Annotated in this window: 10 protein-coding genes; 5 read left to right on the forward strand and 5 right to left on the reverse strand. The window is 63.6% G+C overall.

Annotated features, from left to right (window positions below):
* Positions 1 to 10: 10 nt before the first annotated feature.
* Positions 11 to 298, reverse strand: coding sequence for a succinate dehydrogenase assembly factor 2 (locus LB566_RS13455; RefSeq protein WP_140548142.1), 288 nt, complete (start codon positions 296 to 298; stop codon positions 11 to 13).
* 92 nt (positions 299 to 390) lie between these two features.
* Here LB566_RS13455 and recG point away from each other — a divergent pair, with 92 nt between their 5' ends.
* A complete protein-coding gene (recG, locus tag LB566_RS13460) occupies positions 391 to 2,499 on the forward strand; it encodes an ATP-dependent DNA helicase RecG (protein WP_224624730.1) in 2,109 nt (702 codons plus the stop codon).
* On the opposite strand, the gene LB566_RS13465 is transcribed toward recG, so the two are convergent.
* The 4 genes from LB566_RS13465 to LB566_RS13480 form a co-directional block, all read right to left on the reverse strand.
* Positions 2,451 to 3,203: a DUF502 domain-containing protein gene (locus LB566_RS13465; protein ID WP_224624731.1), complete on the reverse strand. Its 753-nt coding sequence runs from the start codon at positions 3,201 to 3,203 to the stop codon at positions 2,451 to 2,453. The genes recG and LB566_RS13465 overlap by 49 nt on opposite strands.
* Positions 3,204 to 3,475: 272 nt before the next feature.
* Positions 3,476 to 5,299: a glutamine--fructose-6-phosphate transaminase (isomerizing) gene (gene glmS, locus LB566_RS13470; protein ID WP_224624732.1), complete on the reverse strand. Its 1,824-nt coding sequence runs from the start codon at positions 5,297 to 5,299 to the stop codon at positions 3,476 to 3,478.
* A 173-nt stretch (positions 5,300 to 5,472) separates the two neighbouring features.
* Positions 5,473 to 6,831 carry a bifunctional UDP-N-acetylglucosamine diphosphorylase/glucosamine-1-phosphate N-acetyltransferase GlmU gene (glmU, locus tag LB566_RS13475; protein ID WP_224624733.1) on the reverse strand — a complete coding sequence of 453 codons (1,359 nt, stop codon included), beginning with the start codon at positions 6,829 to 6,831 and terminating at the stop codon, positions 5,473 to 5,475.
* A gap of 137 nt (positions 6,832 to 6,968) precedes the next feature.
* On the reverse strand, positions 6,969 to 7,715 hold the full coding sequence (locus tag LB566_RS13480; RefSeq protein ID WP_140548133.1) for a cytochrome c biogenesis CcdA family protein: 747 nt from the start codon (positions 7,713 to 7,715) through the stop codon (positions 6,969 to 6,971).
* Between the two features lie 170 nt (positions 7,716 to 7,885).
* On the opposite strand from LB566_RS13480, the gene LB566_RS13485 reads away from it, so the two are divergent.
* The 4 genes from LB566_RS13485 (at position 7,886) to LB566_RS13500 (ending at position 13,999) form a co-directional block, all read left to right on the forward strand.
* Positions 7,886 to 8,263 (forward strand): hypothetical protein, encoded by a 378-nt coding sequence (locus LB566_RS13485; protein ID WP_140548131.1) that lies wholly within the window; start codon positions 7,886 to 7,888, stop codon positions 8,261 to 8,263.
* 343 nt (positions 8,264 to 8,606) lie between these two features.
* Positions 8,607 to 11,228, forward strand: a complete 2,622-nt coding sequence (gene topA, locus LB566_RS13490) for a type I DNA topoisomerase (RefSeq protein ID WP_224624734.1) — start codon at positions 8,607 to 8,609, stop codon at positions 11,226 to 11,228.
* A gap of 6 nt (positions 11,229 to 11,234) precedes the next feature.
* Positions 11,235 to 13,553 carry a ribonuclease R gene (gene rnr, locus LB566_RS13495; RefSeq protein WP_224624735.1) on the forward strand — a complete coding sequence of 773 codons (2,319 nt, stop codon included), beginning with the start codon at positions 11,235 to 11,237 and terminating at the stop codon, positions 13,551 to 13,553.
* Positions 13,553 to 13,999 (forward strand): DUF983 domain-containing protein, encoded by a 447-nt coding sequence (locus LB566_RS13500; RefSeq protein ID WP_224624736.1) that lies wholly within the window; start codon positions 13,553 to 13,555, stop codon positions 13,997 to 13,999. The genes rnr and LB566_RS13500 overlap by 1 nt, the downstream gene beginning before the upstream one ends.
* Positions 14,000 to 14,012 lie beyond the last annotated feature (13 nt).

Here is a 14,012-nt window from a genome sequence, read left to right on the forward strand (position 1 = left end):
GAAACGTTCTTCAAAAGGTCATTGTCCGGCGTGAAGCCACGATTTTTTGCAGGACCGCACAATCGATGTCGGCGGGAACAGGACGTTCGCCGGTGATCAAGGGCAGGAATTCGGTGTCGGGAATATCGAGGAGCTTTTCATATTGGTCGATTTCGTCGCCGGTCAAGGCGCCGATCTCGGCATCGGCGAAAGTGCCGAGGATAAGGTCCATCTCGCGCATGCCACGGTGCCAGGAGCGGAACAAGAGCTTGCGGCGGCGGGCGTCGAGCCCCTCGCTTGATCGTTTCGTTCCCGTCATTGTGCCGCATCCTCACTTGCTGCGGCGCATATAGCGTGGATAGAAGGGGCTGTCAGCCTTGCGCTGCAGCCGTCGCGACATAAGCTGACATCATGCGTCCTTCCATCCTCGACCCCCTTTTCGTCCCGATCACGTCGCTCGCGGGTGTCGGGCCGAAGGTCGGCGCGCTGATCGAAAAGGTCGTCGCGGCCGATCTCGGCGATCGGGCGGCGCGTGCCGGCGATCTTCTGTTCGTGCTGCCGCATACCGTCATCGACCGTCGCAGCCGGCCGGGCATTGCCGGCTCGGCCGAAGGCGCCATCGTAACGCTAGACCTGCGCATCGACCGCCACCAGCCGCCGCCGCGCGGCAACAGGTCGGTGCCTTACCGGGTCTACGCCCATGACGATACCGGCGAAGTGGCGCTGACCTTCTTCCACGCCCACGCTGCCTATCTGGAAAAATCGATGCCGGTTGGCGAGCATGTCGTGGTTTCCGGCCGCATGGAATGGTTCAACGGGCGCCCGACCATGGTCCATCCGGATCATATTGCCTTGGCCGGCGACGCCGAAAACCTGCCGCTGGTCGAGCCGGTCTATCCCCTCACGGCAGGACTGTCCGGCAAGGTGCTGCGCCGCGCCATCGGCCAGGCGCTCGGCCGTCTGCCGGAGCTGCCCGAGTGGCAGGATGGGGCTTTCATGCGCCGCCAGAGTTTCCCGTCTTTCGGTGACGCGCTGGCCCGCATCCATCATCCCGCAGACCCGATCGATGTCGCCATCGAAGGCGCCGCATGGCGGCGTCTTGCCTATGACGAGTTGCTGGCGGGCCAGGTGTCGCTGGCCCTGGTCCGGTCGAGGGTCCGCAGGCTGTCCGGCCGGCCACTCACCGGCGACGGCCGGATCGTCGAGAAGCTGCGCGCGGTCCTGCCTTATTCGTTGACCGCGTCCCAGGAATTCGCGCTCGCCGAAATCAATGCCGACCTCGCCGACCCCGAACGCATGCTGCGCCTCCTGCAGGGCGATGTCGGCTCCGGCAAGACGGTCGTCGCGCTGCTGGCCATGGCGCGTGCCGTCGAGGCTGGCGGCCAGGCTGCCCTGATGGCGCCGACAGAGATCCTGGCGCGCCAGCATCTGGCGACGATCGCCCCTTTGGCGGAACAGGCAGGCATGCGCACGGCGATCCTCACCGGTCGCGAAAAGGGCCGCGAGCGCACCGAAACGCTGGCGGGGCTGGCCAGCGGCGAGATCGACATCGTCATCGGCACCCACGCGCTGTTTCAGGAAACGGTGGCATTCCACGACCTGGTCCTTGCCGTCGTGGACGAGCAGCACCGCTTCGGCGTCCACCAGCGGCTTGCCATCACCGCCAAGGGCGACGCGCCGGACATGCTGGTGATGACGGCAACCCCAATCCCGCGCACGCTGGTGCTGACCGCCTTCGGCGACATGGACGTCTCCAAGCTTACGGAAAAGCCCGCCGGCCGGCAGCCGATCCGCACCGTCACGCTGCCGCTTGAGCGGCTCGACGAGCTCGTCGATCGCATGGTGGAAGCGGTGGCCGGCGGCCAGAAAATCTACTGGATATGCCCGCTTGTGGAAGAATCCGAAGAGATAAAGCTGATGTCGGCCGAAGACCGCTTTGCTTCCTTGAAGCCCCTGTTCGGCGACCGGATCGGCCTTGTCCACGGCCGCATGAAGGGCGCCGAGAAGGACGAAGCGATGCGCGCCTTCAAACAGGGCGAGACACGTATCCTGATTGCCACAACCGTCATCGAGGTCGGCGTCGACGTGCCGGACGCCACCATCATGGTCATCGAACATGCCGAACGTTTCGGCCTCGCCCAGCTGCACCAGTTGCGCGGCCGCGTCGGGCGCGGCGACAAGCCTTCGTCCTGTGTGCTGCTCTACAAGGATCCGCTCGGCGAAACGGCCAAGCGGCGCCTGTCGGTGATGCGCGAGACCGAGGATGGCTTCGTGATCGCCGAGGAGGACCTAAAGCTGCGCGGCGAAGGCGAATTGCTTGGCACCCGTCAGTCCGGCACGCCGGGCTTCCAGGTCGCGCGCATCGAGGCGCATGCGGACCTGCTTGAAGCGGCCCGCGATGACGCAAGGCTGATCCTGTCACGCGATCCGGACCTGCAGACCGAGCGCGGCGAAGCGCTGCGCCTGCTGCTCTACTTGTTCGGCCGCGACGAGGCGGTGCGGCTCCTGCGGGCGGGATAAGGCCCGAGCGGCGGATTGGCCAGGGTGCCCGTGACCGGCTCGCCATTCAGCGTCACCAGCTTCGTTTTCACCTCCGGCGCCACCAGCCCGGCCGAGACGATCAGCTTGGCGCCATCCTCGATCGTCATGTCGAGCAGCACGATGTCCGACTTCGGCACATACATCAGGAAGCCCGTCGTCGGATTAGGCGTGCAGGGCATGAAGACAGCGGTCAGCGGATCGCCTTCCTGGTCAAGCTTCTGGTTGATCTCGGTTTCCTTCTCGCTGGCCACGAACACCAGCGACCACACCCCCTTGCGCGGATATTCGACCAAGCCGACCTGGCGAAACATGTCGCCTTTGTTCGACAGCACGGTCTCGAAAATCTGCTTCAGCGAGCGATAGATGCCCCGCACCAGCGGCATTCGGCCAAGCAGGCGCTCGCCGAAATTGACGATGGCACGGCCAACGATATTGGCGGTCATGAACCCGATCAGCGTGATCAGGACGAGCGCCACGATCAGTCCGAACCCCGGAACCGGGAACGGCAGGTAGGTATCGGGACTATAGCGTGCCGGAATATAGGGTTTGACCCAGGAATCCACCCAGCCGACGAAGGACCACGCTATATAAGCGGTGATCGCAAGCGGCGCGCAGACGACGAAGCCCGTGAGGAAATAGTTCCTCAGCCGGGTCATGCCGGAGGTCTTGAGAGCATCTGACATGGTTCACCGGGAGCGCTGCCTACAGCGCGACATTAATGAACCGCTAAGCGCTTTGGAACTGCGAAGTTTTTAAAGAGCTCGCTTATGACGTGGCTTTCTGTGTTCCAAATGGAAGCTGCTTCCATTCGCGATTAGCCGAAGCATCCGTCGCTTCGTCATCCACGGGCGAGCAAGGAGCGAAGCTACGCGGCGCAGACCCGAAGATGACGAAAGAAGAGGCCATCGCCAGCTGGACTTCGAAATTACTGGGCGCGAAGCGAACAGGGACAGTGCTACTCCACCGTCACCGATTTCGCCAGATTGCGCGGCTGGTCGACATCGGTACCCATGAACACGGCGGCGAAATAGGCCAGCATCTGGATAGGCAGCGCATAGATGATCGGCGAGATGATTTCCGGCACGTCCGGTAGGATGATCGTGTCCATCGTCTTCACGCTCGCCTGCGCGGCGCCCTTGGCGTCGGTGATCAGGATGATCTTGCCGCCGCGCGCCGCCACTTCCTGCATGTTGGACACGGTCTTCTCGAAAATGCGGTCATGCGGCGCGATGACGATGACCGGCATGTTCTCGTCGATGAGGGCGATCGGCCCGTGCTTCAACTCACCGGCGGCATAGCCTTCGGCGTGAATGTAAGAGATCTCCTTGAGCTTCAGCGCGCCTTCCATGGCGAGTGGGAAATTGGTGTCGCGTCCGAGATAGAGCACGTCCTTGTAGCGCGACAGTTCCCGCGCGATCCGTTCGATCTGCTCTTCGAGTTTGAGCACCTGGTTGGCATAGCGAGGCGCCTCGGAAAGCGCCCGGACCAGCGACTTTTCCTCGTCCCGCGAGATCGTGCCGCGCGCCACGCCTGCCCGGACGGCGAGCGAGGCCAGCACCGACAATTGGCAGGTGAAGGCCTTGGTCGAGGCGACACCGATCTCCGGCCCGGCCAGCGTCGGCAGGATGACGTCGGATTCGCGCGCCATGGTCGATTCCCGCACGTTGACAACGGCGCCGATCTTCATGCCGGCCTTGCGGCAATAACGCAGCGAGGCCAGCGTGTCGGCGGTCTCGCCCGACTGCGAGATGAAGAAGGCGGCGTCGTTCTTCGACAGCGGCATTTCGCGGTAGCGAAATTCGGAGGCGACATCGATGTCCACCGGCAGCCGCGCGTAGCGCTCGAACCAGTATTTGCTGATGAGTCCGGCCAGATAAGCAGTGCCGCAGGCCGAAATCGCCAGCCGGTCGATGGTGGCGAAGTCGAATGGCAGGTCGAGCGGCTTGGAGGCGCCGGAAACAAAATCGACATAATGCGCCAGCGTGTGCGAGATCACCTCCGGCTGCTCATGGATTTCCTTCTCCATGAAGTGACGGCGATTCCCCTTGTCGACCATGAAGCTGGTCGAGAGCGACTGCTGGCGCTTGCGGTCGACCTTTTTGCCGTCGATGTCGAAGATGGCGACGCCGCTGCGGCGCACCACCGCCCAGTCGCCGTCTTCCAGATAGGTGATCGAATTGGTGAAAGGGGCAAGCGCGATGGCGTCGGAGCCCAGGAACATCTCGCCATCTCCATGGCCGACCGCCAGCGGCGGGCCGTTGCGGGCGCCGACGATGAGGTCCTCGTCGCCCGTGAACATGATAGCCAGCGCAAAGGCGCCTTCCAGCCGCTTGAGCGCCTTGTGCGCGGCATCGACCGGTTTCAAGCCTTTGGCGACTTCCCGCGCCATCAGATGCGCGACAACCTCGGTATCGGTCTGCGACGAGAAGGAATAGCCGTCGCGGATCAATTCGTCGCGCAGCTCGGCGAAATTCTCGATGATGCCATTGTGGACGATGGCGACACCATTGGAGAAATGCGGATGCGCGTTGGTCTCGTTCGGGACGCCATGCGTGGCCCAGCGGGTGTGACCGATGCCGATCGTGCCGTCGAGCGGCTCGTCCTTCAGCCGGCGTTCGAGATTGACGAGCTTGCCTTCAGCGCGGCGGCGGCCAAGCGCCCCCCTCTCTATGGTGGCAACGCCGGCCGAATCGTAGCCGCGATATTCAAGCCGCTTCAGCGCATCGACGATGAGCGGCGCAACCTGCGAATGGCCGACAATTCCAACGATACCGCACATGCAGACGTCCCCAATTTCCCGCAGAAGCCGGCGCTATCTACGGATTGCCGGGCTGCCGCGAAAGTCACTTTGCGTTTCGTTCCGTGTAATGGGAACAGTCTCGTACGCATGCATCATGACACAGGGCACTTGCAATCCAGTTACTGCAATCGTTCAGTTTTTGAAGACTGGGTTTACCTCTTTTTGGCAGCGGCGGCCGACGCGAAGCGTTCGCGCAATTCCTTGCCTTTGCCGGGGATCGTCTTCTGGCGGGCGCGGCCGAAGGCCAGCGCATCGTCGGGCACGCTTTCGGTGATGACGCTGCCCGAGGCGATATAGCCGCCATTGCCGATGGTGACCGGAGCCACAAGTGAGGAATTCGAGCCGACGAAGGCGCCCTCGCCGATATCGGTGAAGTGCTTCAGATAGCCATCATAATTGCAGGTGATCGTGCCGGCGCCGATATTGGCGCCTGCTCCCACCCGTGCGTCGCCGATATAGGTCAGATGGTTGACCTTGGCGCCCTCCTCGATGACGGCCTGCTTGACCTCGCAGAAATTGCCGACCTTGGCCTTCTGCTTGAGGTCCGCGCCCGGCCGCAGCCGCGCGAAGGGGCCGACATCGCAATGGGCGGCGACGATGGCGCCCTCGATATGGCTGAAGGCGTGGATCCTGGCGCCGCCAGCAATCTTCACGCCCGGGCCGAACCAGACGTTCGGCTCGACAATGGTGTCGGCGCCGATCTCGGTGTCGTGCGAGAAGAAAACGGTCTCCGGCGCGATCAGCGTCACGCCCGAAAGCATCGCCTCCTGCCGGCGGCGTGCCTGCCAGATGCCTTCGGCTTGCGCCAGCTCGGCGCGGTTGTTGATGCCAAGTGCATTCTCGAAGCTGGCTTCGGTGGCGACGACATCGAGGCCCTGCGCGCCGGCGATCTCGACTATATCGGTCAGATAATACTCGCCCTTGGCGTTCTTGTTGCCGACGGCATCGAGCAGTTTCAGCGCCTGGCCGCCGGCAATCGCCATCAGCCCGCCATTGCAGAAGGTGATCTTCTTCTCCTCGTCGGAGCAGTCCTTTTCCTCGCGGATGGCGACGAGCTTGCCACCTTTTTCGATCAGGCGGCCATAGCCGGTAGGGTTTGCCGTGCGAAAGCCGATGACAACGACGGCAGCACCTTGCGCCAGCTTCAGGCGCGCCGCCGTCAGCGCGTCCGGATCGATCAGCGGCGTATCGCCGAACATGACGAGGACATCGTCGTAACCCTTTGATATCGCAGCGCGCGCGGCAAGCACCGCATGCGCGGTGCCGAGTCGCTTTTCCTGCACGAAAGCCTCTGCCTTCGGCGCGAATTTCTGCGCCGCCTTGCGCATCTCCTCGGCGCCGTGGCCTATCACCAGCGCGAGGTCGCCGGCACCCGCCGCCTCGGCCGCCTTGACGACATGCGCGACCATCGGCAGGCCGGCGATCTGGTGCAGCACCTTGGGCAGCGCGCTCTTCATGCGCGTGCCTTCACCGGCGGCGAGGATGATGGACAGGCATGTTCTCTGGCTCATGGAAGACATCCATAGGAAAAGCGTTGGGAATCAAATCATGCTAGCAGCGGCGCCATGCTGCACCAATGCGGTTAAATTCCGGTGAGATGGTTGAGCGACTGACTTTTAATCAGTAGGCGCACCGTCTGTTGCTTTCCTTACCCCAGGCGACCCAGCACCGGAAAATTCTCCAGCAGCCAATAAGATACGGTCTGCACGCCGCCGGTGAGGAAAAACACGCCGGCGACGACCAGCAATGCGCCGATCGCCTTCTCCACGCGGCCGAGATGGACGCGGAATTTGCCGAGGAAACGCATGAAGGCGCCGGAAAACAGCGCCGCGATCAGGAACGGAATGCCGAGGCCGAGCGAATAGGCGGCAAGCAGCAATGCGCCCTCGCCCACCGTCTCGCGGCCGCCGGCCAGCGTCAGGATCGGCCCCAGCACCGGGCCAATGCACGGCGTCCAGCCGAAAGCGAAGGCCAGCCCCATGACATAGGCTGCGACAGTGCTCGCGGGTTTGCCCTGCGACTGGAAGCGCGCCTCGCGCGACAAAAGCGGAATGCGCAGGATGCCGAGGAAATTCAGGCCCATCAGGATGATCAGCACGCCAGCGCCCATCGCCAGCGGCTCCTGCCACACGCGCAGGAGGCGGCCAATGGTCGAGGCGCCGGCGCCCAGCGCGACGAACACGGTCGAGAAGCCGAGCACGAACGCAATCGAGGAATAAAGCAGCGCGGTGCGGGCGCCGGCTTTGGCTGCCGCTCCGGCATTGCCGCGAAAATCGTCGACCGACACGCCAGCCATGTAGCAGAGATAGGGCGGCACCAGCGGCAGCACGCAAGGTGACAGGAACGAGATCGCCCCCGCCCCGACCGCGCTGACATAGCCGATATCCAACGCCATTCCAAAGGCTCCAATTGTTCTGGCGACGATATAGCGGCACGCGGGTTCGTCCGCCAATCACCATCGTGTGGCAAGTCATCGCGGGCGGGAAGAAAGCAACCGCGTATTGCGTTGATACAACGAGACCGCGACTTTCCGCGCGTCTCCAGATATCAGCCAGGGAGATTTCCATGAAAATTATAACCGCAGGGCTGGCCGGACTCCTGCTCAGCACCGCCGCCTCCTTTGCCGCCGAGGCGTGGAAGGAAGCTGAGGTCAACGGCACCAAGATCTATACCGATGCCAATGGCATGACGCTCTACACCTATGACAAGGATGAGAAGGGCAAGACCAACTGCTACGACAAATGCGCCACAAACTGGCCGCCGCTGAAGGCCGAGGCCGGCGCCAAGGCGGACGATGAATGGACCGTCGTCGACCGCACCGACGGCACCAAGATGTGGGCCTATGACGGCAAGCCCGTCTACACCTTCATCAAGGACAAGAAGGCCGGCGATGTGTCCGGTGACGGCGTCGGCGGCGTCTGGCATATCGTCAAGGCCGACTGAGGCAGCCGGCTTAACTTCGACGTGCTGCCGGGCGTGCCTCCACGCCTGGCAGCATGCATCAGTAGCGCTGGCGCGGCATTTGGCTCAATCCACAGGGTCGCCGGCGACTCATCGGCGCCAATATGAGCCGCCCCTCACCGCTCCAGCCATTTGTCTTAGTTACCCCTCAACAATGTGATCTTCTCCATACACTCTTAGAGTGTATTGCTGTCGGCATTCTTGCAATTTGGCCGCTTCCCCTTGACCGGATGCAAAAGCGCGGCCATGTGAGCGACGAACACAACCGAGATTTCGTCGCGCGCAGCGGAATTCTTCTGCCGCATCACAGCTGATATGAGCCCTCATGGACGTCGTCGTCGTCGAATCGCCGGCCAAGGCGAAGACAATCAACAAATACCTCGGCAGGAACTACAAGGTCCTGGCTTCGTTCGGCCATGTCCGTGATTTGCCGGCCAAGGACGGCTCGGTGCGACCCGACGAGGATTTCGCCATGTCCTGGGCGGTCGACACGGCCTCCGGCAAGCGCCTCGCCGACATCGCCAAGGCGGTCAAGGACGCCGACGGCCTGATCCTCGCCACCGACCCGGACCGCGAGGGCGAAGCTATTTCCTGGCACGTGCTGGAAGTCTTGCGGCAGAAGCGCGCGCTGAAGGACAAGCCGGTCAGCCGCGTCGTCTTCAACGCCATCACCAAGAGCTCGGTGCTCGAGGCGATGGCCAATCCGCGCCAGATCGATGCGCCGCTGGTCGACGCCTATCTCGCCCGCCGGGCGCTCGACTATCTCGTCGGCTTCACGCTCTCGCCGGTGCTGTGGCGCAAGCTCCCGGGAGCCCGTTCCGCCGGCCGCGTGCAGTCGGTCGCCTTGCGGCTGGTCTGCGACCGCGAATCCGAGATCGAACGCTTCATCCGCGAGGAATATTGGCAGATCGCTGCCATCCTCGGCACGCCGCGCAACGAGACTTTCGAGGCGCGCCTGACCGCTTTCGAGCGCAAGAAATTGCAAAAGCTCGACATCGCCAACAAGGCGCAGGCCGACGACATCAAGGCCATGCTCGAGGGCGCCGCCTTCAAGGCGCTGTCCGTCGAGGCAAAACCCACCAAGCGCAATCCAGGCCCGCCCTTCACCACCTCGACATTGCAGCAGGCCGCCTCGTCTGGGCTCGGCTTTTCGGCCAACCGCACGATGCAGGTGGCGCAGCGCCTCTATGAGGGAATGGAGATCGGCGGCGAAACCACCGGCCTGATCACCTATATGCGAACCGACGGCGTGCAGATGGCTCCCGAGGCGATCTCGGCCGCACGCGATGCGATCGCCAAGGAATTCGGCCCGAAATACCTGCCGGAAAAGCCGCGGCTGTACACGACCAAGGCCAAGAACGCCCAGGAAGCGCACGAAGCGATCCGCCCGACAGATTTCATGCGCACGCCGGCATCGGTCAGGCAATATCTCGATGCCGACCAGATGCGGCTCTACGAATTGATCTGGAAACGCGCCATCGCCAGCCAGATGCAGCCCGCCGAGATCGAGCGCACCACGGTCGAGATCGAGGCGGTCAACGGCGCGCGCACGGCCGAGTTGCGCGCCGTCGGTTCAGTCGTGCGCTTCGATGGTTTCATCGCCGCCTATACCGACCAGAAGGACGATGATTCCGAGGATGAGGAAAACCGCCGCCTGCCCGAAATCCGTGCCGGCGAGCAGCTTTCCCGCCAGGCGATCAACGCCACCCAGCATACGACCGAGCCGCCGCCGCGCTATTCCGAAGCTTCGTTGATCAAGAAGCTGGAGGAGCTCGGCATCGGCCGGCCGTCGACCTATACGGCGATCCTGAAGACGCTCGAGGACCGCGACTATGTCACCATCGACAAGCGCCGGCTGGTGCCGCAGGCAAAGGGCCGGCTGCTGTCGGCCTTCCTGGAAAGCTTCTTTGAGCGTTATGTCGAATATGACTTCACCGCATCGCTCGAAGAAAAGCTCGACGAGATCTCCGACGGCAAGCTCGCCTGGAAGGACGTTCTGCGCGATTTCTGGAAGGATTTTTCCGGCGCCGTCGCCGACATCAAGGAACTGCGTGTCACCGACGTGCTCGATGCGCTCAACGAGGAACTGGCGCCGCTGGTTTTCCCCGCCCGCGAGGACGGCTCCAATCCGCGCATCTGCCCCAAATGCGGCACCGGCAATTTGTCGCTGAAGCTCGGCAAGTTCGGCGCCTTCGTCGGCTGCTCGAACTATCCCGAATGCTCCTTCACCCGCCAGCTCGGCGACGCCGCCAATCCCAATGGCGAGAATGGCGGCGGCGAAGACGGCACCAAAGTGCTCGGCAAGGATCCCTACACGGCCGAGGAGATCACGCTGCGCAGCGGCCGCTTCGGACCCTACATCCAGCGTGGCGACGGCAAGGAGGCCAAGCGTTCCAGCTTGCCCAAGGGCTGGACGCCCGATTCGATCGACCATGAGAAGGCGCTTGCCTTGCTTTCCCTGCCGCGGGATGTCGGCAAGCATCCGGAAACCGGCAAGATGATCTCGGCCGGGCTCGGCCGCTACGGGCCTTTCGTGCTGCATGACGGCACCTACGCCAATCTCGACAGCATCGAGGATGTGTTCTCGATCGGCCTCAACCGCGCCGTTTCGGTGATCGCCGAAAAGCAGTTGAAGGGCAAGGGCGGCCGCAATGGCGGCACTGCGGCAGCCCTCAAGGAGCTTGGCGAACATCCCGACGGCGGCGGCAAGATCGTCGTGCGCGACGGCAAATACGGGCCTTATGTCAATTTCGGCAAGGTCAATGCCACGCTGCCCAAGGGCAAGGATCCGCAATCGGTGACGATGGAGGATGCGCTGGCGCTGATCGCCGAGAAGGAAGCCAAGGGCGGCGGCGGCAAGAAGCCCTTCCGCAAAGCGGCGGCGGCCAAGGCGCCCGCTACCAAGAAGACGGCGGCCAAGAAGCCTGCCGCCAAGAAAAAGGGATAGAACGGCGTGGCGCGCAGGATCTCCGCAAGAACCCACGGCGACCCGCGCACCGCCGACACAACGGCCAAGGTCAAGGGCGATTACAGGCCCTCGCGTGACGAAATCCTGCGCTACATCGCCGAAAATCCGGATCGCGCTGGAAAACGCGACATCGCCAAGGCGTTCGCGCTGCGCGGCCCGGACCGCATCTGGCTGAAGGATCTCCTGCGCGACCTGCAGGACGAAGGCGTCCTGACCAAGGAGCGTAAGCGCCTGGCCCGCGTTGGCGCCCTGCCCCATGTCACGGTGCTCGACATTTTCGACCGCGACGCCGACGGCGTGCTGCTGGCGCGTCCCACCGAACACACCGCCAATGGACCGCCCCCCATCGTTTCCATCCGCTTGTCGCGCAGCGGCGGCGGACCGGCGCCGGGCATCGGCGACCGCGTGCTGGCCAAGACCTTTCCCGCCGACGACACAAACGTCGCCTTGGGCGGCCCGGCCTACACAGGGCGGGTGATGAAGATATTCGAGAAGCGCACGGATGCCGTTCTCGGTGTCTTTCGCGTGCTTCAGGACGGCAGTTTCCGCATCGAGCCGGTGGAGCGCCGGCAACCCGAACTGATCGTCGACAAGGAATTCCAGAACGGCGCCAAGAACGGCGATCTTGTCGAGGTCGAGCCCGCGCGGGCCTCGCGCTATGGCTTGCCGAGAGCAAAAGTACTCAACGTGCTGGGCTCGCTGACCAGCGAAAAGGCGGTCTCGATGATCGCCATCCACGCGCATGACATTCCGCATGTCTTCCCGGCCGACGTCATCGCCGAAGCCGAAACCATCAAGCCTGCGACGATGGCCAACCGCGAGGACTGGCGCGACCTGCCGCTGGTCACCATCGACCCGGCCGATGCCAAGGACCACGACGACGCGGTGTTTGCCACGCCCGATGTCGATGAGAAGAACCCCGGCGGCGTGGTCATCACGGTCGCCATCGCCGACGTGGCTGCTTACGTCCGCTACGGCACGGCACTCGACCGCGAAGCGCTGAAACGCGGCAACTCGGTCTATTTCCCCGACCGCGTCGTGCCGATGCTGCCCGAGCGCATCTCCAACGATCTCTGCTCGCTGCGCGAAGGCCAGGATCGCCCGGCGCTAGCCGTGCGCATGACCTTCTCGGCGGACGGGCGCAAGATCAGGCATTCCTTCCATCGCGTGATGATGAAATCGGCGGCCAAGCTCGCCTATCCACAGGCGCAGGCGGCGATCGACGGTATGCCTGACGACAAGACCGGCCCGATCCTCGACATGGTGCTGAAGCCGCTATGGGATGCCTATGCGATTCTCAAGCGCGGACGCGATGGCCGCCAGCCGCTGGAGCTCGACCTGCCGGAGCGTAAGATCCTGCTGAAAGAGGACGGCACCGTCGATCGCGTGGTCGTGCCGGAACGGCTCGACGCCCACAAGCTCATCGAAGAATTCATGATCCAGGCCAATGTCGCCGCCGCCGAGACGCTCGAGGCGAAGAAGCAGGCGCTGGTCTACCGCACCCACGACGCCCCCTCGCTGGCCAAGCAGGAATCGCTGCGCGAATTTCTGCAGACACTGGGCCTGTCGCTGGCGCGCGGCGCGCAGATGCGGCCCGCCCAGTTCAACGGCATTCTCGAGCGCGTGCGTGGCGCCGACAATGAAGGCCTGGTCAACGAGGTGGTGCTGCGCTCGCAAAGCCAGGCCGAATATTCGCCCAAGAACATCGGCCATTTCGGCCTCAACCTCAGGCGCTACGCGCATTTCACCTCGCCGATCCGCCGCTACGCCGACCTCATCGTGCACCGCGGGCTTATCGCCGCACTCGGCCTTGGCCCGGGCGGCCTGACGCAGGAGGAGGAAGCGCGGCTCGAGGATGTTTCGGTGCTGATTTCCGGCACAGAACGCCGTGCAATGGCGGCCGAACGCGACACGGTCGACCGGCTGATATCAGCCTATCTCGCCGAGCGCATCGACGACCGTTTCGACGCCCGCATTTCGGGCGTCACCAAATCGGGACTATTTGTCCAATTGCCGCAGTATGGCGCGGATGGTTTCATCCCTGTGTCAACTCTGGGCGGCGATTACTATATATACGACGAAACGGCCCGCTCGCTCTACGGAGAACGCTCGGGCAAGGGTTATCAGTTGGCGGACCGTGTCGAGGTCCGTCTCGTCGAGGTGGCGCCGATGGCCGGCGCGATGCGCTTTGAGATGTTGACCGACCCGAAGCCCCTGCCTGGCTCCGTCAGGTCGTTTCACAAGGCAAAAGGCCGCGCCCGTGCGTCACAATCGCGCCCAGGCTCGCGCGGCAGGAGACGATGATGGCAAGAGGCACGGAAGAACAGGTTTTCGGCGGCGAACATCACTCGGGCCGGATCGCGCGACCGCTGTGGACGGCGATGAAGCGCGGCATGCTCGGCCGCTGCCCGCATTGCGGCGAAGGCAAGCTGTTTCGCGGTTTCACCAAGACCGTCGAGACATGCAGCGTGTGCGGCGAGGAGATGCACCACCACCGGGCCGACGACCTGCCCGCCTATCTGGTCATCGTCATCGTCGGCCACATCGTGCTCGGCGCCTTCATGGGCGTGGAGGCGACGTCGACCCTTTCCACCTGGCAGCACATCGCGATCTGGGTGCCGTTGACGATCCTGCTGTCGGTTGCACTGCTGCAACCGGTGAAAGGAGCCGTCATCGGATTGCAATGGGCGTTCTATATGCACGGTTTTGCTGCCGAACACGACGTGGCTGAACCCCACCCCGGTGCCTGAGGTGTTGGCTGGC

The organism is Mesorhizobium sp. CA13, assembly GCF_020165235.1.
Taxonomy (GTDB): Bacteria; Pseudomonadota; Alphaproteobacteria; order Rhizobiales; family Rhizobiaceae; genus Mesorhizobium.

What these genes read in the sequence shown, in the direction of transcription:
- LB566_RS13465 (WP_224624731.1), bottom strand. Translation starts at nt 3,203, where the DNA reads ATGTCAGATGCTCTCAAGACCTCCGGCATGACCCGGCTGAGGAACTAT.
- LB566_RS13455 (WP_140548142.1), bottom strand. Translation starts at nt 298, where the DNA reads ATGACGGGAACGAAACGATCAAGCGAGGGGCTCGACGCCCGCCGCCGC.
- LB566_RS13500 (WP_224624736.1), top strand. Translation starts at nt 13,553, where the DNA reads ATGGCAAGAGGCACGGAAGAACAGGTTTTCGGCGGCGAACATCACTCG.
- recG (WP_224624730.1), top strand. Translation starts at nt 391, where the DNA reads ATGCGTCCTTCCATCCTCGACCCCCTTTTCGTCCCGATCACGTCGCTC.
- topA (WP_224624734.1), top strand. Translation starts at nt 8,607, where the DNA reads ATGGACGTCGTCGTCGTCGAATCGCCGGCCAAGGCGAAGACAATCAAC.
- LB566_RS13480 (WP_140548133.1), bottom strand. Translation starts at nt 7,715, where the DNA reads ATGGCGTTGGATATCGGCTATGTCAGCGCGGTCGGGGCGGGGGCGATC.
- glmU (WP_224624733.1), bottom strand. Translation starts at nt 6,831, where the DNA reads ATGAGCCAGAGAACATGCCTGTCCATCATCCTCGCCGCCGGTGAAGGC.
- LB566_RS13485 (WP_140548131.1), top strand. Translation starts at nt 7,886, where the DNA reads ATGAAAATTATAACCGCAGGGCTGGCCGGACTCCTGCTCAGCACCGCC.
- glmS (WP_224624732.1), bottom strand. Translation starts at nt 5,299, where the DNA reads ATGTGCGGTATCGTTGGAATTGTCGGCCATTCGCAGGTTGCGCCGCTC.